Below are 23,815 nucleotides of genomic sequence, written 5' to 3' on the forward strand. Positions count from 1 at the left end.
TGTGTTTTATTTTACAAGAATATAGGTCTGTCCAATTTCATGGCTATGCGGTATGCCGCGTTCATCAAACCTACGTGGCTGTATGCCTGCGGGAAGTTACCCCATTGGCTGCCATCCTCATGAGCCACATCCTCGCTGAACAGCAATAGGTGATTACTGTATTTGATGATGTTCTCGAACTCGCGAATGGCATCGTCCACACGGCCAACACAGGCCAATGCTTCTACATACCAAAACGCACAGATCAGAAATGTGGTCTTTGGCTTACCAAAATCATCGGCGTGCAGGTAGCGGTAGAAGAGGCCGTGCTCGGTCCTTAACTCAGCTTCCAATGCTTTCAAGTGATCTTTGGCACGATCAGACGTCGGATCAAGATAGTTCATCATGATCAACTGTAGCGTACTGGCATCTAAATGTTTACTACCAGCAGCATTAGTATATACTTTACGTTCAGGGTCATAACAACTTTCGATGTGAGCAGCGGCACGTTCTTTCATGGCGATAGCACGGTTGATCAGCTCCTCGTTGTTGATCGTACGTGCCATCTTTTCGGCAGCCGATGCACCGGCCCATTGGAACAGGTTACTATAGCAATGAATGTTGGCCATATTACGGAATTCCCATATACCCGCGTCCTTTTCATCAATGGTACGCTCGATCTTGCTTAATAGATAGTCCACCCATTTGGCCGAATCCTTACGCTCGTCAATGATAAAACGATGATCGGTATACAAAGGCAGTACCGACACTAATACTTGTCCGTAAATATCGTTTTGAATGTGCTCTGATGCCTGGTTGCCGATCCGCACCGGCTGGTTGCCTTCATAACCTTCCAGGTCAACGGTATACTCTTCCAGGTCGTGCTCGCCGGCTATGCCGTACAGTGGCTGATAGCGAAAATTCTCAGAAAAAGAAATGTCGGTCACGTAATTAAAGTACTTCTCCATTTCCTCAAAATGCCCGATGTGATTGAGCGAGCTGATCACATAGAATGTGTCGCGCAGCCAGCAGTAACGGTAATCCCACGTACGCCCGCTACCCGGGTGCTCAGGCAGGCTGGTGGTACTGGCGGCAATGATCGCACCAGTATCTTCGTACTGGTGTATCTTCAAAGCCAGGGCCGAGCGGATCACATAAGGCTGGTAGAAACCGGCAATGGATGAGTGCTTGATCCAACGGCGCCAGTATTGTACCGTCTCTCTCAAAAAGCGTTCAGCAGTGCTTATCAATGGAGCTTCCAACGGCTCGCCATAGGTAAGCACTAAATACTTACAGTCGTTAAGAATAAAGGCGTGATCATCAAATATGTAGCTGATCGGTATGTTGGTGGTCAGCCTGATGCGTTCCTCGCCACCCAGGTATTGAATGTGATTGCTTCCGCGGTTAACGGTCAATTCTTTTTTACCGTAATCGGTCACTGGACGGCATTTGACCCGCACTCGTGGCGAGCCTTCTAACACCTCGATCTTACGGATCAGCATGAGCGGCTTGTAATAACGCGCGTGTTCCTGAAAGCGCGGCGCAAAGTCGGTGATGCGGTACTTGCCGCCCGCAGCGACCGTGATCTCGGTGATCAGTACGTTGGTATTCTCGAGGTAATATTGATTAGAAGTGTATTCCCCATCTGGAAGGATCGAGAACTCGCCGCCTTTCTTTTTATCCAGCAATCCGCCGAAAACGAATGTGCTATCAAAACGTGGCCAGCAAAGCCAATCAACGTTCGTATTCTTATTAATGTGTGCCAGGAAGGCGCAGTTTCCTATAATTCCGGTATTATACGTATGCTTCATCAGGTGATCAGTTGTTGGTCGGGGATGGTGCTATGAATTTCCCTTATGCAACAACAGACACCGCTTAATGTTGAAAGTATTTGGATATAATGAGGTGTGGTGTACGTAACCCTGACGATGGGATACACTATATGATATCATATACTCGAATCCATACATTTGATGCTTTAGTTAAATACCACAAGTACAAAAGGTTAACTTAACAAGCTAAAAAAATTAAATTATTATTGGATGATCCAAAATTTATATATTTGAGTAAATAATTCGCTGCACAACTAATTTATTTTGCTGGATCACACCATTTTATAACTTCAGTTCGGCCTTATTATTAACTACCAATAAACTTATAAACTTAAATTATGAAGACTGGAAAAGTAAAATGGTTCAACACTCAAAAAGGCTTTGGCTTTATCATTACTGACGAGGGCAAAGATCTTTTTGTACACTTTAAAGATGTTGAAGGCGGCGTAAATGCCATTAAAGATAACGACACCGTAGAGTACGAAGTTGAAGAGGGCCGCAAAGGGCTTCAGGCAGTACGCGTTAAAAAAGTGTAACGACCGTAAGCACCAATATATAAACTTAGATACAGAACCCCTTTTAAGGGGTTTTTTTGTGGGTTATCATTATATTAGAAGCCGCGGATCAACGCTTTACTGATCCCATTGATAAATCCATGTCTGATATCGCTATTACTAAAAGCACTAAGAACGTTGTCTTTTTGGTCATTGTGGCCGCCCTTGGTTACTTCGTTGACATTTATGACCTGCTGATCTTCTCCATAGTTCGGGTACAAAGCCTGCACGACATTGGCGTCACTGATGCCGAAATGCGTACCAAAGGCGAGTTCATCATCAATATGCAAATGTTCGGCCTGCTATTGGGCGGCATTTTGTGGGGCGTCATTGGTGATAAGTACGGCCGTATCAAAGTGCTGTTCGGTTCCATACTCTTGTATTCACTGGCTAACTTTGCCAATGGCTTTGCCACCACTTATACTTTCTATGCTATAGTTAGATTCATCGCCGGTATAGGTCTGGCGGGCGAATTAGGTGCCGGCATCACACTGGTAAGCGAGACCATGAGCAAAGAAAAACGCGGTTACGGTACAGCACTTGTAGCCGTGATCGGTTTGTTCGGTGCTGCGGCAGCTGCCACTGTAGCCAAATTTGGCTGGCAAAATGCTTACTTCATTGGTGGTGGTTTGGGTGTGCTATTGTTGCTGTTGCGCGTTGGCACGTTCGAATCAGGCATGTTCAAGCACGCCGAGCAAAGTGGTGTATCGAAAGGTAACTTTTGGATGCTATTCACTGATCGTAAACGCTTTATCAAATACTTGTGCTGCATCCTTATTGGTATGCCATTGTGGTTCGTAGTGGGTATACTGATCACCCAATCGCCCGAGATCGGTAAGGAACTGGGCTCTGCTGAGCCTTTGAGTGCTGGTACGGGTATCATGTATACGTACATTGGCCTTTCCATAGGGGACATGCTGGCTGGCCTTTTCGCTCAGTTGACCCGTTCGCGCAAACTTACGATGCTGGTGTTTCAGATCATGTCTGTCATCAGTGTGGTGTACTACCTCAATCAGCATGGTATCACACGGTCACAATTCATCGGTACTTGCTTGTTTATCGGGGTCTTCATCGGTTATTGGGCTACGTTCTGCACCATCGCTTCGGAGCAATTCGGCACCAATATCAGGGCTACAGTGACAACTACGGTACCCAACTTTGTACGGGGCGCATTGATCCCGATCACATTAGGCTATGAATTCTTCGTTCACTATTTCAAACAACAAGGTTACACCAATAGCATCATCATTAGCGCGTATGTAATGATGGGGCTGGTGACCATCATTGCCTTGATAGCCCTCAGTCAACTGAAAGAGAGCTTTGGCAAAGACCTCAATTACATCGAGTATGACCAAGACCCTGATGCTTTACAAGCAGCAGGGTCCTGAATTGATACGCAAGGTTAGTTGTTAGATACATTTTTTGCAACTTTGCCACGATGATCAGCAAAGAGACCATAGCCAACGACTATAAGACCATACAGGACGAGATATGCCAAAGCCTTGAACAGCTGGATGGCAGCGCCCGATTTGAAGAGGAGCTTTGGAGCCGCGACGGCGGTGGCGGCGGCCGCACACGCGTGATACAGAACGGAAACATCCTGGAAAAAGGTGGAGTGAACTTTTCGGCTGTGGAAGGTAAACTACCTGACAGTGTTAAGAGAGCCTTAAAGGTAGACCACGACGACTTTTTTGCTACCGGAGTTTCCATCGTTATTCACCCGAACCACCCTTGGGTACCGATCATTCACATGAACATCCGTTACTTCGAAATGCCGTCATCCATTGAAGGGGGGGAACCGTTACGCTGGTTCGGCGGGGGTATCGACTTGACCCCGCATTATGTGATCGAAGATGATGCCCGCTTTTTTCACGGAACCTTAAAAAGCGTTTGCGACCAATTCAACGCAGGCTTTTATCCTCGCTTCAAGACCTGGGCCGATGACTATTTCTTCATCAAACACCGTGACGAAACGCGTGGTGTAGGCGGCATATTTTATGACCGGCTCACCGCTACGGATGACATCAGCTGGGAGAATATATTTGAGTTCTCCCAAGCGGTAGGCCGTACCTTCGCGCCCATGTACACCGAACTGGTGAACCGCAACCGCAATCGCTCATTTACCGAAGCTGAGCAGCAATGGCAATACCAACGCCGTAGCCGCTATACAGAGTTCAATCTGGTATATGACGCCGGTACCAAATTCGGTCTGGAGACCAACGGCCGTATCGAATCGATACTCATGAGTTTGCCACCTACAGCCAAATGGTTGTACAACTACGTGCCTGAGCAAGGCAGCCAAGAAGAAAAGACGCTTAGCCTGCTCAAAAAGAACATAAACTGGATATAACACATTCCCTATGAGATACAACAAGGTCCTGATGATCACGATCGCTGCCCTAAGCCTGGCTTCATGCGGTGATCATGCCACACTGAAAGGCAAATGGAAATATGCCGGCGGCATTTACGACGGAAAAAAGGAGGGAAGTACCGAAGGCTATCAACTTGAACGTACATACACCTCCAAAGCCTTTGAAGCGAACATGATCGAGGCTAACGTCGAACCACAAAAGTTTCAGGCCGGCAACTATGAGCTTAAAGGCGACACATGCATCGAGACCGAGACCTTTAGTACTCAGCCATCCAAACTGACCAATGTTGGCGTGCATTACCATTACCAGGTGAAGAACGATACGCTCACGCTCAAAGCTAAGTTGCCGACCGGCATGGAGGTAGAAGAGTACTGGACCAAGCTCAAATAACACCTACCTAACATATTGATCGATGGCTCGAGCAGATGTTGGCAAGTAAGCTGATCAATGAGCTAAACAGGGCGATCAAAGCCGAAAAAGTTACTCACATAAGGGGTATAACTTTACGGTATTAGCTTCAGATCTTATATCTTCGCAGGTCAAATAATTTACTTTTACCTAAAGTTTAGAGCAGATCTTTCTTACTAAAAATTCCAAATGGCTGAAGATAATTCACAGAACGAGGACAGGATCATTCCAATAAATATAGATGAAGAGATGCGGTCGGCCTACATTGATTATTCAATGTCGGTTATCGTATCGAGGGCACTGCCCGATGTACGCGACGGTTTGAAACCCGTTCACCGCCGTGTACTGTTCGGTATGCTTGACCTGGGACTGAGCAGTGGTAAACCATACAAAAAATCGGCACGTATAGTAGGTGAGGTGTTGGGTAAATACCACCCGCACGGTGACTCCTCGGTATATGATACAATGGTACGTATGGCTCAGGATTGGAGCTTGCGTTATCCATTGGTAGAGGGCCAGGGTAACTACGGATCGATAGACGGTGACAGCCCTGCGGCAATGCGTTACACGGAGGCTCGCTTGCAAAAGATAGCCGAAGAGATGATGGCCGATATCAATAAAGATACGATCGACTATCAACTCAACTTTGATGATACGCTGGAAGAACCAAGCGTGTTACCTGCCAAGATACCTAACCTATTGGTGAACGGTGCTTCGGGTATCGCTGTAGGTATGGCCACTAACATGGCGCCTCACAACCTTACCGAAGTGATCGACGCCACCGTAGCACAGATCGATAACCGCGACATCGAGGTTTCAGAACTGATGCAATACATCAAAGGTCCTGATTTCCCTACCGGCGGTATCATATACGGTTATGAAGGCGCTAAGGATGCTTTCGAGACCGGTCGTGGCCGTATCATATTGCGCGCCCGTGCCGAAATTGAGACCTTTAATAACGACCGTGAACGCATCGTGGTGACCGAGATACCTTACCAGGTGAACAAGGCTCAAATGATCGAGCGTACGGCCGAACTGGTGAATGAGAAAAAGATAGAAGGCATTTCCACGATTCGTGACGAATCGAGCCGCGAGGGTATCCGCGTGGTTTACGAGGTGAAACGCGATGGAAACGCCAACATCGTACTCAATAACCTTTACAAATATACCTCGCTGCAAACCTCTTTCAGCGTGAACAACATCGCGCTGGTAAAGGGCCGCCCAATGCTGCTCAACCTGCGCGAGCTGATCCACCATTTTATCGAGCACCGCCAGGAAGTAGTGGTTCGCCGTACCCGTTACGAGCTGGCCGAAGCTGAAAAGCGTGCACACATCCTGGAAGGCTTACTGATCGCACTTGACCATTTGGACGAGGTGATCCGTTTGATCCGCGCCTCACAAACTCCCGAAGAAGCACGCGACGGGTTAATGAGCCAATTCGGCTTGAGCGAGATACAGGCACGTGCGATCTTGGATATGACGCTGCGTCGTTTGACCGGCCTGGAGCGTGATAAGATCAAAGAGGAGTACGCCGAGTTAATGAAGACCATCGATTACTTGAAGTCTATCCTGGCCGATCCTGCATTGCAGATGAAGATCATTAAGGACGAACTGCTCGAGATCAAGGAGAAATATGGCGATGAGCGTAAGACCGAAATGGTTCACTCAAGCGCCGAAATGATGACCGAGGACTTCATCGAAGATGAGGAAGTGGTGATCACCATATCGCACGAAGGCTACATCAAACGCACACCGTTGACGGAGTACCGCCGTCAGGGCAGGGGAGGCAAGGGTGCTATCGGTAGCAATAGCCGTGATGAGGATTTCATCGAGCACTTACTTGTGGCATCCAACCACAACTATATGTTGTTCTTTACCGAGGCCGGGCGTTGTTTCTGGCTGCGGGTGTTCGAAATACCTGAAGGTACGCGTACCTCTAAAGGCCGTGCCATTCAGAATATCATCAATATCCCTAAAGAGGAGAAGATCAAAGCATACATCAAGGTGAAGAACCTGAAAGACCAGGACTACCTTGAGAACAACTTCATCATTATGTGTACCAGCAAAGGTACCATCAAAAAGACCTCGCTCGAGGCGTACTCTCGTCCGCGTTCTAACGGTATCAATGCCATTAACATCAATGATGGTGATACATTGCTTGAAGCTACCCTCACCACCGGGACCAGCGAGATCGTTATGGCGCTAAGATCAGGACGTGCGATCCGTTTCAACGAGTCTACCGTGCGCCCAATGGGTCGTACCGCTACCGGTGTTCGTGGTATCACTTTGGAGGATGACAAAGATGAGGTAGTAGGTATGATCGCCATCAACGATGCCGAGACCACTGTACTCGTGGTATCTGAGAAAGGTTACGGCAAACGCACCGATATCGAGGATTACCGCGTTACTAACCGTGGCGGTAAAGGTGTTAAGACCATCAGCATAACCGAGAAAACAGGCAAACTTGTTGCCATTAAAGATGTTACAGATACTGACGATCTGATGATCATCAACCGTTCAGGTGTGATCATTCGTATCGCGATGAATGAGTTACGTACCATGGGTCGTGCTACTCAAGGTGTTAAACTGATCACCTTGAAAGGTAACGACGAGATCGCTTCAGTAGCCAAGATCGAGCACAGTGAGGAAGAAGAGCTTGAACAAGCGATCGATAACACATTGAACACCAACGCGAGCGATGTAGGTACCGAAGATACCGACAGCCCAAGTGCTGACGCTCCGGAAGATACAGAAAACGAATAAAGCATGATATCAGGTCGAAAGATCGTTATACTGACCCTATTTGTGTTGTTCACCGCACCGGTGGCTTTTGCTCAGTCAGAAGCGTTGAAGGTCGTGGTGAACAACCTTGCTTATTACCGCCAAAAAGGTGAGCTTAAGTATTTAAGCAACGCCAAAAAATCGGTAGATAGTTTGATCAAGACTAAGTCGGATTCATCTAACCTAAGCAAGAACCTTTACAAAGCGATCGTTTACTCGAGCATCGCCTATTTGGATTCGACGAACCAACTCAATCAACCGGCCGACCTTTTTCCGAAAACGGTAGCACTGGTAGACAGACTGGCCGAGAACAAGAGGATCTACAAATACCAGAACGAGCTGAACTTCGCCAAGCGCTGCCTGGCCAATGTGTTCATTCGTAATGGTTTCCAACAGATCAGGGACCTGGACCTGAACAATGCGGTCAATTCATTCGTCAGCGCCAAAAGTTACGCACCTGATTTCCCGCAGATCAACGCCTACATCGCATACGCCAATACACGCGCAGGTAGGTTGAACGAAGCTGTAAAGTTCTATGATGAGCTGATCCAATCAGACAGCGTAAAGCTGGAATACGTAATTGCTGCCACCAACATTTACAAGACGCTGGGAGACACCACTAAAGCTATCGAGACGCTGAAAAGGGGTAGAAAACTTTTACCTAACGACCGGTCACTGTTATTGAACGAAGCCAACATTTACAACGATCAGCGCAATTACCGGGCTTTAGAGCCGTTATTAAAAGATCTGCTGGATAGTTATAGTAGCGATGCCGAGGTAATATTTACCGCAGCTAACTGCTACGATCATTTAGGTCAGTATGACCGCGCCGAGTCATTGTATCTGCGTGCCATAGACCTCAACAATGCCGCTTATGATCCGGTATTTAACCTCGGATTGATCTACTTAAAGCGTAGTGCCGGGCTAAAAAAACCTGAAGACGCTGAAAAAGAACGTGCACGTGCAGCTCTTTGGTTGCAAAAGGCATATGAAATGTCGCCGAAGAACGTTGATACTTTAAAGTTGTTACAACTGATATATGCCAAGAATGGCAATGATGATCAATTGAATTACATAAATAATAAATTGCAACAGTTAACAAACTAAGTCCTCATATGAAAAATAAGTTTTTAATGGCGGGCGCCATTTGCCTTTTCTCGGCAACAGCTTTCGCCCAAAAATCAGAATTATCAACGGCGCAGTCAGAGTACGATAAATACGAGACCTTGCGTCAAAATAAGAGCACGGCTAACATGGCCGCTACCAGTTTGACAACTGCTAAAACGTCTATCGATAAAGCATCAGCTAACGAAAAGACAGCAAATCTTCCGCAAACTTACGCCTTAAAAGGCGCTATTTACGGTGTGTTAGCTTACAGCGATACCGTGGCCGCGACCTCAACACCGCTATTCAACACTGCTGCTGAAGCTGTAAAAAAAGCAAAGGAGACCGACACAAAAGGGGAGTACAAGAAACTGACCGACGCCGCGAACCAATATTTAGCGTACTACCAGTTGAATAAAGGTGTAAAAGAGTTTCAAGGTCAGAAATTCGAAGATGCTTATAAATCTTTCGATGCTTACCGCACTGTTTATCCCGAAGACACCACTGCGATATTCTACACTGGTTTAGCAGCTGCTAACTCGAAAAATTACCCAGCAGCTATCGCCCAGTACAAAAAGCTGGTAACCACTAATTACAGCAAGCGTGCCGACATCTATGCTGATCTTTCGAACATCTATTTGATGAGCAAAGATACCACAGCGGCATTGAATGCAGTTAGCGAAGGTGTGAGCAAATTCCCTAACAGTGCGGCACTGCGTGGACGTGAGGTAGAGATCGCTTTGCAACAAGGCAAACAAGCTGAATTTGTTGGCAAGATCGAACAAGCTATCGCAACAGACCCTAAGAACAAGACACTTTACTTTTACTCAGGTGTAGCGCATGGTAAGATCGCTGAAGCAAGCGAAAAGGCTGCTAAGGCTGCAAAAGATCCTGCTGCTAAGGCTGCTGCGTTGAAGACCAGACAAGAGAACCTGGACAAAGCTGCTGCTGCTTATCAAAAAGCCGTTGAGTTGGATCCGAATTACTTTGATGCTAACCTTAACATGGGCTACGTGTTAATGACGCCAGCTGTTGACGATTACAACACCGCTAATAAATTACCACAAGCCAAGCAAAAAGAATACAATGCCTTGATGGCAAAAGTTACTGCCGCTGTAGACAAAGCAAAACCATACCTGGAAAAAGCTGTTGAGCTTGATCCAAAATCTGCAGCTGCATTAGGTAACCTTCGTAACTATTACATCATTAAAAAAGATAACGTAAAGACCGCCGAGATCAAAAAGAAGATCGATGCTTTACAATAATAAAATTGAAGAGCCCTCATAAGTAGGGCTTTTCTTCAGGACATATTACTTAACATAATGTTAATTATGAGAATTATATTTGGTCGAAATAAATTGAGGTTTTTAGTGATAACGGCAAGATGTAATCAGATGATCACCAACAAAAAAGACGAACCATTCTGATCCGTCTTTTTTGTTTATCGAAGTGTTATCTTATTTCAGCGACGCGTTGATCGCTTTGGCCGAATCTAAATGCTCCTGTAGCTTTGGTACGGTTTTGTTCGCATATTTATTGATGGTCTTATTGGTATTGCGGCCTGCGTCTTTAAAAAGCTCGATCACCTTGCCGTGATCCATCACCATCATATTCATATAAGCTTTATCAAAAGCTGGTCCGCTTAATTGCGAAATGCTATCGATCATTTGCTGATGTTCCTGACTTAATGAGTCAGAATATGAAACGTATTTTTCGTCAGCGATCTTTTTCAACTCGTTGCCGGCCGCTGTATGATCAGTGATCATCATTTTGGCAAAAGCCAGCACACGTGGATTCTGCGACTTTTGTTCGGCCACGGTTGCTGCCTTTATCTCAGTAGCGCCAGCTTCAGTAGCTTTTTTCACAAAAGCCAGACCCATGTCATCCACCAAGGTCTTTTGGTTATAATTCTTGGCTTTTCTATTATCGCCGCATGATGTTGTTGACAGCGCTAAAGATGCGATGACGCTGAAATAAAGTATGTTTTTCATGTTGAGAGATGATGGTTAGTACTTGGAATATCTAACAATCAAATCTGCAACTGGTTTACGAACGATCACATTAATGTCAAAACTACGCTTACGCCAAATTACGACCTGCGTTAACGATGCCGTAAACGGTACGGATCACCAGTTTGCTGTAAGCGTTCCGAAGTTCTTCATCCTCCACATTCTTCAATTTTTGTAGTGCAAAATGTTGTATCACAACTAAAGGTAGCACGATACGTTCACGCATGGCTATCGATCGCTTTTCTATCGGATATTCCTGCATCAGGAACTCTGTACCGGTCAACTCGAGCAATAAGGCTTTGGTCAGATCATATTCTTCTTTTAATGATTTCCAGAACTCACCATATTTTTTGTCGTAACGTAAGTGTGCGGTAACCCGGAAGTCTGACTTCGACATCGACATCATACAATTATCGATCATGGTCTTAAAAAAGCCTGAATCTTTGTACAGGTCCACCGCGGCTTGCCATTTACCATCTTTTTTAGCCTTCTGTAATGCTGAGCCCACGCCATAAAAGCCAGGAACGTTCTGTTTCAACTGGCTCCACGAGGTCACGAAGCTGATCGCACGCAGATCTTCCAGTTTCAATGGAGCGCCGGCGTTACGCTTGGTTGGCCGGCTACTGATGTTGATGCCTGAAAGCAATTTAAGCGGACTCATGTTCTCCAGGTAATCAGTGAACAACGGATGCTTACGTAAGGCCATGAATTTGTCGAAGCTTTCGTTGGCCATCAGCGATAGTAATTCTTTGTCCTTATCGTTCAATTCATCACTATGGTTAAGCTGTAGCGCTGAAGTGATGCCGGCGTTCACCAACTGCTCTATGTTGAACTTTGCAGTTTCGATGGATCCGTATTGTGAGCTCACGGTCTGGCCTTGGATGGTCAGTTGAATATGCTTGTTGGCTATCTCTTTGCCCATAGCTGCGTAGAAACGGTGTGTTTTGCCACCACCACGTGCGGGTGGACCTCCCCTCCCATCAAAAAATGCCAGGTCGATACCATAGGTCTTGGTGATCGCGGTCAACTCGACCTTAGCCTGATAGATAGACCAGTTGGCCATCAGGTAGCCACCATCTTTGGTACTATCCGAAAAGCCGAGCATGATCATCTGTTTGTTGCCGCGGCGTTTCAAGTGTTCTTGATATACAGGATGCGTGTAAAGCTTTTCCATTACGCCGGCCGCATGCTGAAGATCGTTCACGGTCTCGAATAATGGCATAAAGTCTACCGTCAGATCTTCTTTGGTCCAGCCACACCACAGGAACAAGTTCATCAGTTGTAGAATGTCTGATGCTTGCTGGCAATTACTGATGATGAAGCGGTGGCAGGCCTTTTCGCCGTTGTTGCGTTGTATGTCATGCATCAGCCTGATGGTGCACAAGGTGTCAGTGATCATTGGGTCGATCCCCTCCTGCTCTTCCTCGCTGCATGGCAGGTCAACTTCATTGAAGCTGATCAATTTTAGCTTCTCCTCTTCGCTCAGGTCGGCATAGCCTTCCGCAGGTAAGCCATTGTAGGTTTCCGGCTTTTCTAAACCGAATTGGAATACGCTACGCAATACGCGGCTATCCTGACGAATGTCCAATCCGGCAAAGTAACAGCCGTACAAGCGGATCTTGAGGGCCAGGTCCTCCACTAATTCAACAAATATTCCGTTATGCTCCTTGATCTGCGTGTCCTTGATGTTTTGCAAAAGGCCAAGCATTTCCTGTTGCAGGTCGCCGGCATCTGGCTTAGGATTGAAAGCATTATCATATAGCAACTTGCCGATCTTTTCCATTGGCTCTTCAACCCCTCTGAAGGTGATACGGCGTTTCAGGATCCGGTAGTCACGGTAGTAACACCTGAAGATGATCTGCCTTAATGTTGCGGCTACGGTGCGTGTTGAATTGGTCTTCACGTTCGGGTTACCATCTCTGTCACCTCCAGGCCAAAAGCCCAGTTCAAAGATCTGATGAGGAAGCAACTCCGAGCCAAATTCGCCGTTAAGGCGAGTCTGGATGTTGGCCAGCGCATAATAGAACACATGCTCCAAGAACCAGATGAGGCTGATCGCTTCATCGACAGGTGTTGGAGATGTTTTATTGAAGAACGGTGTTTTACCCAATTGCTGTAACAGCAGGTTCACCGTATTGATGTCATTGGTCTTAAGCGCCTCAATGAGGTCGGTCATGATGGTGAGTACCGTGCCAGGGTAAAATTGTGTGGGATGCGCGGTAAGGACCAAGCGCAAGGAAAAGTCTTTTAACTGTTCGCTTACACGTTCGCGCAACTCATCGCTGTGCGCGATCTGCTGCATCAGGCCATGTAATGTACCGCTTTCATCACCCCGGTTGATCTTGCTGAACGATGAGTCTTCAATAGCATCGAACAACACCACCTGCCTCTCAATATATTGAATGAAGCGGAACAAGCGGTTAATGTGCTCTCGCTCGTCTACACCAGGAACGCGTTCTTCAAAGAATGAATCGATGATCTCGGAAGGTGACTTTAGCGCAGCCACGCCTTTTTCGCAGTGTGAGCTAAAAAAAGGAAGCAGTATGCCGGTGTCCTTTACCTGGTAGAATGGTAGTGTGAGGAACAGGCTGTTATATAACTCGAAGCGGGTAAGTACTTCCTGGTTAAAAACGGTCTCGCGTTGGCTTGTGGTATGTGGTACGCTCATGTTTTAGTATAAGGTGGCCGCTTGCATGCGCAGGCGGTAAAACGCGGTCAAAATACGCATCTTATGCATAAAAACTCAAAACTTCCCGCATAAATTATAGTTATTCAGTAGACTTTTAATTATTTGTTACTTGCTACACAGTTTATATACATTTGTAGCGCGACCTATCGGCACCACTCAGTTTCATGGCTAAACACACCCGCGAAATAAAGACCTTCTTTTTTAGCCAATATTTCTCTGACGGTTTGCGCATCAGCATGGGCTTATTGCTCCCGGCTCTCTTATTTGCGCAAATGGATATGCTGCAAACCGGCTTGACCATTTCCTTGGGTGCGGTTTGTATGACGGTATTGGACAATCCGGGGCCGTTATTGCATAAGCGCAACGCCATGCTGATCGGAAATGCGGTTGTATTCCTGGTGGCTGTGCTTACCGGTTTTGCCCGTTACAACTTATGGGTGCTGGGCACGGTGGTCACGATACTCGCCTTCATCTTTTCCTTTTTAGTGGTATATGGCAACAGGGCCGCATCGGTAGGTACTGCTGGTCTGCTGGCCATGATCTTCATCATGGATAAGGCGCTTACGCCTGACAAGGTTATACCTTACAGCCTTACCGTATTGTCAGGTGGTATATGGTATATGCTCATGAGCATGCTCTTTTTCGGTATTCGCCCCTATCGTGCCGCGCAACAGGCTTTGGGCGAGAATATCCGGGATATCGTAAAGTTCCTGCGTATCAAAGCCGACTTCTACTTGCCCTCGACCGACATCGACGATAATTACCGTAAACTGGTATCAGAGCAGATACATGTAAGCCAGCATCAGGATACTTTGCGTGAACTGCTCTTTAAAAGCCGTTTGCTGGTAAAGGAGTCGACCAATTATAGCCGTATGCTGGTTCTTACCTTCGTAGACCTGGTCGATCTTTTTGAGCAAGTGATGGCCACCCATTATGATTACGGCCAAATGCGCGACAAGTTCGGGAAAAGCGGTATCCTGAGCGACATTGGTCACCTCTTGCACCGCATGGCCGACGAGCTGGATAACATAGGCTATGCTGTACTGTCCAACACCTCCTATCACTCGAATGTGCGTTTTTTACCAGAGTTAGAAGAGCTCAAAGTGAAGATAGACGCGATGGGAAATACCGAACAAGGCAACAGTAACATGGTGCTGAAAAAGGTACTGGTGAACCTGCGCGACCTCAATAAGAAGATCATCGATATTTATCGTTACCACAAGATCCGCAACCTGAAAAAGCCCATGGGCAGGTCATCGGCTGTGGAGTATGATAAATTTGTGGCCCGGCAGGATTATTCGCCGCGCCTATTGTTGGACAACCTTAACTTTCGGTCTGCAACATTCAAATTCGCGTTGCGGGTATCGTTGGTGTGTTTGTTAGGATTTATCATTACCAAGAGCAGCGCGCTGCTTCATTTCATCAATGCTGTGACCGGCAAGCATGTGGCCTTCGGTCAGCATAGTTACTGGGTACTGCTTACCATAATTGTGATCATCAAGCCTGCGTTCGCATTATCCAAGCAGCGCAACATTGAGCGTTTGATAGGTACTATTGTGGGCGGACTTATCGGTGTGGCCATTTTGACGTTCGTAAGGAATGACACCGCACAATTCTTGATCCTGGCCGCGTTAATGATCGGTGCCTACAGCTTCATTCGCACTCACTATGTAGTGGCCATCATCATGATGACGCCTTATGTGTTGATCCTGTTCAAGTTCTTGGGTGTAGGGCATTTGAATGTGGCCGAGGAACGGGTGATCGACACCATCATCGGTTCGGTGATCGCATTTGCGGCCAATTATCTCATTTTTCCTACATGGGAGTCGGATCAGTTGCACGAGAGTTTACATGAGGTGATCACTGCCAATGTAGAATACCTGATCAAGATCGGCGAAAGTATAGCCGGGATACCAGTGAATACCACAGCTTATAAATTGGCCCGTAAGGAAGTTTACATCAAATCAGCTAATCTTTCAGGAGCTTTTGAGCGAATGGCATCCGAGCCGCGGGCTAAACAACATAAAAGCAAAGAGGTGCATAGGTTCGTGGTGTTGAATCATATCCTTTCATCATACATCGCTACCATGGCATCCGTAGTGACGTCGAAACCGACCTATGAGAACAAGGCCGACAATGTAAAAATGATCCGCCGTGCGATAGTGGCCTTAAATGAAAGCTCCAAAAAGCTTGGTGGTAAGGTCATTGAGTTCTCGAACGAACTGACAGTACCAAATGAACGGTCGTCTGTACCAGCCAACCAATTATCCCCTGATGAAGCTCTGCTGACCGAGCAATTAGGATTCATCCACAAGATCGCTCATGATATCGCCAAGGTTACCGACAACATCTTGGCATAACGAGATATCCAGTTGTCTTATCGCAATTCGCAGACGAATACCCATAAACCAAAAAAGCCAGAATTATCTAGCTTTTTATATGTAATAGTTGATTTTTAGTGGGCTATTGTGGTGTTCAACTTACTATTGCGGTAGCCGTACGAGAAATAGACCACTAAACCCAGTACCAGCCAGATCAGGAAGCGAAGCCAATTGGTGTAGCCCAGCTCTGTCATCAAATAAAAGCAGCTCAATAAACCGAGTACCGGTATCAATGATAAGTTCTTCATGAAGGCCAGAACGGTCAGCGTAGCCGACAAGATCAGGAACAATGCGAAGGGGAATTGTTGATGACTATCAGGCGCTGAAAAAGCATTGATAATGTTAGAACGGAAGAAAAAAACTCCACCAATGAACAGCACCGGCACGATCCATTTTGCGTTGACATATGGTATCTTAAAGCGACCTTGATGAGCTTCTTCCTTAGGCAATAATAACACCCCACCGCATACCAGCACGAACGCAAATAAAGTACCTATACTGGTCAGGTCGGTCACCTCGGTCAAATTCATGAATAAGGCTGGAACGGCCACCACGATACCGGTGATGATCGTAGCGAACGATGGCGTTTGATACACCGGGTGAATACGCGAGAAAGCTTTGGGTAACAGACCGTCGCGGCTCATGCTCATCCAGATACGAGGCTGCCCTAATTGAAAGATCAGCAACACGCTGGCCGTGGCTATCACGGCACTAATAGATATCACATAGCTGATCTTCTTCAACCCGACTTTTGCAAAAACGAATGCCAGCGGGTCCCCCACTTGCAGGTCTTTATAATTAACCATGCCAGTAAGCACCAGGGCGATCAGCACATACAGTACCGTACAGATGATCAGCGAATAGATCATTCCTTTAGGCAGGTCGCGCTGGGGGTTCTCGCATTCTTCAGCAGTGGTAGATATGGCATCGAAACCGATGTAGGCAAAGAATACACCTGACACGCCTTTCATCACGCCGCTGAAGCCATTAGGCAGGAAAGGATGCCAGTTGGCTGGTGTTACATAAAAGAAGCCTAAAAGGATCACGGCGATCACCACCCCTATCTTAAGCATTACCATACCATTGGTCACGCGCTTGGTCTCGCGGATGCCGATGTATACCAAATAAGTGATCAGCACGACGATAAGTAACGCTGGTATATTAGCGATCAATTTGAAGTTACCAGATCCTGGCGCTGTGGCCCAGGCAGCAGCTTCCGCTCTCAAACGGTCGGTCACCTCGCCCAGGTTGCCCGCAGCTGTAAGCTCCTGCAAACGCATGTGTCCTTTAAATGCCGAAAAGTAATCCATAGTGAGGTACTCGGGCAAATGCACATGGAATCCTTCGAGCAGATTCACGAAATATTCGCTCCAGGATATGGCCACGGCTATATTGCCGATAGCATATTCCATCAGCAGATCCCACCCAATGATCCAGGCGATCAGCTCGCCGAACGAGGCATAAGCGTAGGTGTATGCGCTGCCAGCTACCGGTATACGGGATGCAAATTCAGCATAGCACATAGCCGAGAACCCACAGGTGATCGCTGTCAACACGAACAAAATGGTAACACCCGGACCACCGTTGAACGATGCCGTTCCGATAGTAGAAAAGATGCCCGCGCCCACAACGGCCGCGATACCCATCAGGGTAAGGTCTTCAGTACGAAGTTCTTTTTTGAGATGTCCGCCGGTGTGCTCGCTGTCGCTAAAACCGCTTTGTACGTCGGCTAATATTTTATGGAGAGATTTTTTTCGAAATAAACTTTTCGACATGGATCAATATTACGTTCAACTACCAAACATAACCATTTTTTACGTGAATACGGATAATGTGCTTAATTTGTACCATGAACACCCGTATAACCGATGTACTCCATCATATACGATTTTTTTTGCTGCCGTACCTGATCATCCTGATCACGTGCATCATCATCAAGATCACTCATAGCCGCGAGGCCATTTATTTTGCGGTGAACGCCCGCCACTCTGACCTCGGTGACCTCATATTCCCCTACGTGACCGACCTCGGCGAAGGCTTTATGGTAGTGAGCGTAACGCTGATCATGCTGCTGTTCAGTTACCGTAAGACCATACTCATCATCACCAGCTTTGCCTTCAGCGGTATCATGGTGCAAATATTCAAACACCTTTTTCGTGCGCCAAGGCCTATCGTTTACTTTGAGAAACAGCTTGACCACATACACTTTGTAAAAGGTGTAGCCATGATGCATACCAATAGCTTTCCGTCGGGGCATACGGTAACGGCTTTCTCCGCAGCAGTAGTGCTATCGTACTTAGCGGTCAATAAACGTTGGGGCTTTATTTATTTGCTGGTGGCAATTAGTGTGGCATACTCACGCATGTACCTGAGCCAGCACTTTTTTGAGGATGTTACGGCCGGATCGATCGTGGGAAGTATGAGTACCCTTATGTGGGTCACGTGGATGGACAACCGCCCATTTATGCATGCCCAGCGCGTGAGCAAAGGACTGCTCAGGCGCTGAGCCGCCAAATTTAATATTCCAGCGGTACTGTAGGTTCTTTCTTACTGGTCGACATGATCATCATGGTCTGGAAGGTTTTAACCACCGGTATACGGCTGATCTTATCCATGATCAGTTGCTCATAAAGCTTGATATCACGTACGTATACCTTCAACAAAAAATCGCATTGACCGGTCACGTGATGGCATTCGGTGATCTCTTTGATTTTCTTGATCTCGTTCAGAAAAATATCAATGGTGTTGCTTTTATGGAAGTCGAGTGAAACTTGTATAAAGGTCTTGATACCCAGGCCTAACTTCTCTTCGTCCACCAAAGCGTGGTAGCTTTTGATGTATTCGGCATTCTCTAATTTGCGTACACGTTCCAGCGTTGGAGCAGGAGATAATCCTATCTCGTTCGATAGCTGCAAGTTGGTTATCCTTCCGTTCTCTTGTAATATCTTTAAGATCTGTAGATCGATCTTATCTAATTCAGCAGCCATATAAAAAGTTCAGTTGCGGTATCTCGCAAAATAAAATTTTTTATCGACAATGAAAAACAAAAGTTAATTCTTTACATTTTAATGTTTAGATTAGCCTAAATTATAAATTAGGCTCCCATAAATGCATTCATTTACAGAGGAAAACTATTTAAAGGCCATCTATCATTTGCTGATGCGTACATCCAACGCCACAACAAATGATATTGCGGCAGCTATTGGCACCAAGGCTGCCTCGGTGACCGATATGCTCAAAAAGTTGGCCGATAAAAAGCTGATCAACTACGCACGTTATCAGGGCGTAACGCTAACCGAGCAAGGCCGGCAGGTCGCCTTGGCCATTGTGCGCAAGCACAGGCTATGGGAATACTTTTTGGTCAAGAAACTAAATTTTAGGTGGGATGAGGTACATGACATGGCCGAAGAATTGGAGCACATTTCGTCCACCGAACTCATTAACCGGCTGGACAGTTTTATGGGATGCCCACAATTTGACCCTCATGGCGACCCTATACCCGATGCCGATGGTCAGATCAGCGTTCAGCAGTTACAACAGGCCACCAGTATGGCCGTAGACCAAAGCGGCGTCATCACCGCTGTAGCTGACCATACGGCATCTTTTTTACAATACCTCGAAAAAAATAACCTGATGATCGGCAACACGATCACGGTGACCGATACTACCGATTATGATGTATCGGTATTAGTTAAAGAGAACGATCAAAAGATCAACATCAGCCACGAAGTGGCTAAGCATATATTGATAGCGATATGAACATGAACAGCGAGTCGTTAGGTGACGTACATGGTTCGGTAGACACACAGGGCAAGACCGGCTGGCGCAAGATAGCTGCCTTTATTGGTCCGGCTTATCTGATCAGCGTGGGTTATATGGATCCGGGCAACTGGGCCACCGATCTTCAGGCCGGCAGCCAGTTCGGTTATAAACTGATATGGGTATTGCTGCTGTCGAACTTGATCGCCCTGCTTTTGCAATCCTTAAGTGCAAGGCTGGGCATAGTGCGCGGTTTAGACATTGCCCAGGCATCCAAGAACGCGTATCCGCGCTTTGTGAACCTTTGCTTGTACATCCTGGCCCAGATATCCATTATTGCCTGTGACCTGGCCGAGGTGATCGGCATGGCTATCGGTCTTCAACTGCTATTCGGCTTGCCATTGATATGGGGAGTTTCTATCACCATGCTGGATACCCTGCTCCTGCTGTTTCTGCTCAATAAAGGTATGCGGCGCTTGGAAGGCTTCATCGTATCACTGATCTTCATCGTAGGGCTATCGTTCTTCATCGAGATGATCATCGTGGAGCCCGACCTGCCCGAGCTCGCCAAAGGATTCATTCCCACAAGTTTGGACCATAGCGCGTTATACATCTCGATCGGTATCATTGGAGCCACAGTGATGCCGCACAACCTGTACCTCCACTCGTCCCTGGTCCAAACTCGTAAGATCGATCGCAGCGAGAGCGGCATACGTAATGCCATCAAATTTAATTTTTGGGATACCACCATCGCGCTCAACCTGGCCTTTTTGGTCAATGCGGCGATATTGATCCTGGCCGCGAGTGCCTTTTTTAGAAATGGTTTTCACGAGGTGGCCGAGATCGAGGATGCGCATAAATTGTTGAACAATATCTTCGGTTCTATGGCGCCTAAACTGTTCGCCATAGCGCTGATCGCGGCCGGGCAAAGTTCTACCATCACCGGTACCCTGGCAGGGCAGATCATTATGGAAGGCCACCTCAATCTGCGTATAGCGCCATGGTTAAGGCGGTTGCTCACCCGTATGCTGGCGATCGTACCGGCCTTTTGCACTTTGCTGTATGCCGGCGAGACAGGCCTCGGCCGTTTACTGGTGCTTAGCCAGGTGGTATTGAGCTTACAGTTAGGCTTTGCGGTTATACCGCTGATCCATTTCACATCCGATAAAAAGAGCATGGGCGTATTCGCCAATAGCACGTTGGTAAAAGTATTCGCCTGGATATTCGCTGCATTGATCGTTGGTTTGAACGGCCGTTTGGTGGTGGAAGAGATCAGCAAGTGGGGAGCCGAGAATCAAGGATCTGATGCGCTGATCAGCTATGTGATCACCCCTATCGCTATCGCTATCGGCGTGCTGCTGTTGTATGTATTTGTCAAACCATTCATCAGCAAACCTGCGACCGACCATGTTTCGGTACCGCATGGGTTGGCTTCGGTGTTGAGCGATATCGATGCCATCACCTTTAAAAAGATCGGTGTGGCTATCGACTTTTCCAGGAACGACCAGAGCGCCATCAAGCATGCGATCATGCAGGGTGGTAAAGAGGCCGACTACGTACTCATACACGTGGTAGAGACCGCAGGGGCCAACTATCACGGCAAGCAGGTAATGGACCGCGAGACGCAAAGCGACCTCGATAACATGAATCTTTACGTAAATGCGTTGGAACAATTGGGCTACCGGTCGGTGGTACATATTGGTTACGGGCACAGGGCTCAGGCCATTGCCGGCGTGGTCAAACAGGACAGCATCGACTTTTTGGTATTGGGATCACACGGGCATAAAACCTTTAAAGACCTGATTTATGGCACTACTGTTGATACGGTAAGGCACCTGATCACTGTGCCGGTACTGGTGGTTAAGCCCACCCGGAAATAATTTTGCATATTTGCAGGCTTTACCATGAACGAGCAACTCTACATCAAGAATAAGAAGGCGTATTTTGAATACCATGTACTGGACGAATATACGGCCGGTATCAAGCTTTTGGGTACTGAGATCAAATCCATACGTGAGGGAAAGGCCAATTTGAACGATGCGTTCTGTACCTTCATTGATGGACAGTTGTATGTACGCAACCTGCACATCTCTGAATATTCACACGGGTCGTTCTATAACCATGAGAGCAAACGAGACCGGGTACTGTTGCTTAACAAAAAGGAACTGAAGAAGTTAAAGACCCGCACCGAAGAAAAAGGTTTCACCATCATACCGCTGGCCATGTTCATCAGCGAGCGTGGTTTTGCCAAGCTGAAGATCGGTTTGGCGCAAGGTAAAAAGCTGTTCGACAAGCGGGAGACCATGAAGGAGCGTGACAACAAGATCGAACTAAGCAGAGTAATGAAGCGCTAATGAGCGCTTTTTTTATATGAACATTCCTCACAAATAGAACGAGACGACCGGCTTATTGATCGATCATCAATTTCGCAATGAAGCGTCGTGATCAGCCTGCCCGGGTCTGATCGCGGCAAGCAGCACGCACTTGCAGGTGTTACATTTCGCTCAAAAAGTGTTACATCCGCTGTTACATTTTGGTAAAATGTCGTTTTTTCTGGAAAAAATTGGTTTTTTACGAATTCCGCAACAATGTAAAGTGGGGAAAGTTGGGGAATTTTGTTACATCGGTGTAACACCTGAAACGGCTGGGAATCACAAAAAATGATAAGCCTTGAACGCTTGAGAGCCCGGATATTTACCTACATTTCGGCCTTATTAACATCATCTCATCCGCAATGCCAGAACCTTCATATATGTACCAAGTAGCCGATGCTTACAATGGATATTTGTTCGCTCTCAAACGGGTGGAGATCCGCCGCAAGGAATGGATAGAAGTACGTAAGCACTTGCTCCTTGACCGCCTTAGAACTATCAAGGGTCAATTCAATATCGATGCACAGGTCCAGGAACTGGAGGTACCTAATACCATTGGAGCGGTAGCGCTTGTCTTTAACAGGGTCGATTCTGGGATCACCAAAAAGGACACACTGCCTCCGCAGGTTTACGGATTGGATCCTGGCTCGCTTGCGTTCACACAAAGTACCAACGGTACCGTCTCTGTGTTCGTGATGATGCCCAAGATCGAAGAGCATACCCGTGAGTCAACCCCTGATCTGCTTCGGATAGTAGAGCCGGAAGAGTTAGATGAAAAGTTGATCGATGAGCTATTTGTTGAATTTATGTACCTGCTAACAGCGTGGCATATTGGTTCGTAGTACCGTTCTGCTGTGCGCAACATCACGAACTTTAAACGCACTGGTGCGACCTACCAGGCCTTATCTCCTACCAGCGGTACGAAACGGAATGTATCGAGTTCCACACGCTCGTAGTCGTTGTCGCCTACTTTGAGTATGGTCACCATCTTTTGCTCATTCTCGTTGCCTACTGGTATCACCAACAGGCCGCCAATGTTAAGTTGTCTAAGCAGTACTTCGGGCACGGTGGGTGCACCTGCCGTAACAATGATCTTATCGTAAGGTGCATGCTGCTCTATACCTCTCGAGCCATCGCCTAAAAAGAAATGCGGACGGTACCCCATGTAGGGCAACACCTGTATAGTACGCTCATAAAGCTTCTCCTGGCGCTCAATGGTAAATACCTCGGCGCCCAGCTCCATCAATACGCAGGTCTGATAACCTGAACCGGTACCGATCTCCAGCACCTTTTGCCCTTTATGGATATGAAGCAACTCTGACTGGTACGCGACCGTATATGGCTGAGAAATGGTTTGGCCCTCACCTATGGGAAAGGCAATGTCCTTGTAAGCCTGTGCCCAAAAGGTCTCATCAAAAAAATAGTGGCGGGGTACTTTGCCAATGGCTTGCAATACTTTCTTATCCTCGATGCCTTTTTTCTTCAGGTCTTCTACAAGCCTTTTGCGGGCACCTTTTTCGCGATAATTATCAATGTATTTATAAGCCATTTACAACGCAAAAATAAGTCAAAAAG

The 23,815-nt window shown here is 46.9% G+C and carries 19 protein-coding genes; 13 read left to right on the forward strand and 6 right to left on the reverse strand.

All coding sequences use genetic code 11. From position 1 onward, the window contains the following. Nucleotides 1-11: 11 nt before the first annotated feature. Nucleotides 12-1,790: a glycoside hydrolase family 15 protein gene (locus LLH06_RS09630; protein ID WP_228173154.1), complete on the reverse strand. Its 1,779-nt coding sequence runs from the start codon at nt 1,788-1,790 to the stop codon at nt 12-14. A 359-nt stretch (nt 1,791-2,149) separates the two neighbouring features. On the opposite strand from LLH06_RS09630, the gene LLH06_RS09635 reads away from it, so the two are divergent. The 7 genes from LLH06_RS09635 to LLH06_RS09665 all read left to right on the forward strand — a co-directional run bounded on the left by LLH06_RS09635 (nt 2,150) and on the right by LLH06_RS09665 (nt 10,295). Further along, entirely contained in the window at nt 2,150-2,347 is a 198-nt protein-coding gene (locus tag LLH06_RS09635) for a cold-shock protein (RefSeq protein WP_228173155.1), read from the forward strand. A gap of 119 nt (nt 2,348-2,466) precedes the next feature. Further along, nucleotides 2,467-3,753, forward strand: a complete 1,287-nt coding sequence (locus tag LLH06_RS09640) for an MFS transporter (protein ID WP_228173156.1) — start codon at nt 2,467-2,469, stop codon at nt 3,751-3,753. A 50-nt stretch (nt 3,754-3,803) separates the two neighbouring features. Next, on the forward strand, nt 3,804-4,715 hold the full coding sequence (gene hemF / locus LLH06_RS09645; protein WP_228173157.1) for an oxygen-dependent coproporphyrinogen oxidase: 912 nt from the start codon (nt 3,804-3,806) through the stop codon (nt 4,713-4,715). Between the two features lie 10 nt (nt 4,716-4,725). Beyond that, entirely contained in the window at nt 4,726-5,127 is a 402-nt protein-coding gene (locus tag LLH06_RS09650) for a hypothetical protein (RefSeq protein WP_228173158.1), read from the forward strand. A gap of 207 nt (nt 5,128-5,334) precedes the next feature. Further along, nucleotides 5,335-7,908 (forward strand): DNA gyrase subunit A, encoded by a 2,574-nt coding sequence (gene gyrA / locus LLH06_RS09655; protein WP_228173159.1) that lies wholly within the window; start codon nt 5,335-5,337, stop codon nt 7,906-7,908. Between the two features lie 3 nt (nt 7,909-7,911). Continuing rightward, nucleotides 7,912-9,033 carry a tetratricopeptide repeat protein gene (locus tag LLH06_RS09660; RefSeq protein ID WP_228173160.1) on the forward strand — a complete coding sequence of 374 codons (1,122 nt, stop codon included), beginning with the start codon at nt 7,912-7,914 and terminating at the stop codon, nt 9,031-9,033. Nucleotides 9,034-9,041: 8 nt separating this feature from the next. Continuing rightward, nucleotides 9,042-10,295, forward strand: coding sequence for a tetratricopeptide repeat protein (locus LLH06_RS09665; protein WP_228173161.1), 1,254 nt, complete (start codon nt 9,042-9,044; stop codon nt 10,293-10,295). Nucleotides 10,296-10,487: 192 nt separating this feature from the next. On the opposite strand, the gene LLH06_RS09670 is transcribed toward LLH06_RS09665, so the two are convergent. Further along, nucleotides 10,488-11,021, reverse strand: a complete 534-nt coding sequence (locus LLH06_RS09670; protein ID WP_228173162.1) for a DUF4142 domain-containing protein — start codon at nt 11,019-11,021, stop codon at nt 10,488-10,490. 88 nt (nt 11,022-11,109) lie between these two features. Next, the gene (locus LLH06_RS09675; RefSeq protein WP_228173163.1) at nt 11,110-13,707 is read right to left on the reverse strand and encodes a phosphoenolpyruvate carboxylase; all 2,598 of its coding nucleotides are present in this window, start codon (nt 13,705-13,707) and stop codon (nt 11,110-11,112) included. A gap of 185 nt (nt 13,708-13,892) precedes the next feature. Here LLH06_RS09675 and LLH06_RS09680 point away from each other — a divergent pair, with 185 nt between their 5' ends. After that, nucleotides 13,893-16,088: an FUSC family protein gene (locus LLH06_RS09680; protein ID WP_228173164.1), complete on the forward strand. Its 2,196-nt coding sequence runs from the start codon at nt 13,893-13,895 to the stop codon at nt 16,086-16,088. Between the two features lie 95 nt (nt 16,089-16,183). Here LLH06_RS09680 and LLH06_RS09685 read toward each other — a convergent pair whose 3' ends face one another. Beyond that, nucleotides 16,184-17,884: an amino acid permease gene (locus tag LLH06_RS09685; protein WP_228173165.1), complete on the reverse strand. Its 1,701-nt coding sequence runs from the start codon at nt 17,882-17,884 to the stop codon at nt 16,184-16,186. A 74-nt stretch (nt 17,885-17,958) separates the two neighbouring features. On the opposite strand from LLH06_RS09685, the gene LLH06_RS09690 reads away from it, so the two are divergent. Further along, nucleotides 17,959-18,615 carry a phosphatase PAP2 family protein gene (locus tag LLH06_RS09690; RefSeq protein ID WP_228173166.1) on the forward strand — a complete coding sequence of 219 codons (657 nt, stop codon included), beginning with the start codon at nt 17,959-17,961 and terminating at the stop codon, nt 18,613-18,615. A gap of 10 nt (nt 18,616-18,625) precedes the next feature. On the opposite strand, the gene LLH06_RS09695 is transcribed toward LLH06_RS09690, so the two are convergent. Beyond that, nucleotides 18,626-19,096: an Lrp/AsnC family transcriptional regulator gene (locus tag LLH06_RS09695; protein ID WP_228173167.1), complete on the reverse strand. Its 471-nt coding sequence runs from the start codon at nt 19,094-19,096 to the stop codon at nt 18,626-18,628. A 121-nt stretch (nt 19,097-19,217) separates the two neighbouring features. Here LLH06_RS09695 and LLH06_RS09700 point away from each other — a divergent pair, with 121 nt between their 5' ends. The 4 genes from LLH06_RS09700 (at nt 19,218) to LLH06_RS09715 (ending at nt 23,082) form a co-directional block, all read left to right on the forward strand. Beyond that, entirely contained in the window at nt 19,218-19,868 is a 651-nt protein-coding gene (locus tag LLH06_RS09700; RefSeq protein WP_228173168.1) for a metal-dependent transcriptional regulator, read from the forward strand. Continuing rightward, the gene (locus LLH06_RS09705) at nt 19,865-21,748 is read left to right on the forward strand and encodes an Nramp family divalent metal transporter (protein ID WP_228173169.1); all 1,884 of its coding nucleotides are present in this window, start codon (nt 19,865-19,867) and stop codon (nt 21,746-21,748) included. Before LLH06_RS09700 ends, LLH06_RS09705 begins: the two co-directional genes overlap by 4 nt. A gap of 24 nt (nt 21,749-21,772) precedes the next feature. Continuing rightward, nucleotides 21,773-22,222: an SsrA-binding protein SmpB gene (smpB, locus tag LLH06_RS09710; protein ID WP_228173170.1), complete on the forward strand. Its 450-nt coding sequence runs from the start codon at nt 21,773-21,775 to the stop codon at nt 22,220-22,222. A 380-nt stretch (nt 22,223-22,602) separates the two neighbouring features. Further along, the gene (locus LLH06_RS09715) at nt 22,603-23,082 is read left to right on the forward strand and encodes a hypothetical protein (protein ID WP_228173171.1); all 480 of its coding nucleotides are present in this window, start codon (nt 22,603-22,605) and stop codon (nt 23,080-23,082) included. Nucleotides 23,083-23,132: 50 nt separating this feature from the next. Here LLH06_RS09715 and LLH06_RS09720 read toward each other — a convergent pair whose 3' ends face one another. Beyond that, nucleotides 23,133-23,789, reverse strand: a complete 657-nt coding sequence (locus LLH06_RS09720; protein WP_228173172.1) for a protein-L-isoaspartate(D-aspartate) O-methyltransferase — start codon at nt 23,787-23,789, stop codon at nt 23,133-23,135. Between the last annotated feature and the right edge of the window lie 26 nt (nt 23,790-23,815).

This window comes from Mucilaginibacter daejeonensis (genome assembly GCF_020783335.1).
GTDB classification, from domain to species: domain Bacteria; phylum Bacteroidota; class Bacteroidia; order Sphingobacteriales; family Sphingobacteriaceae; genus Mucilaginibacter; species Mucilaginibacter daejeonensis.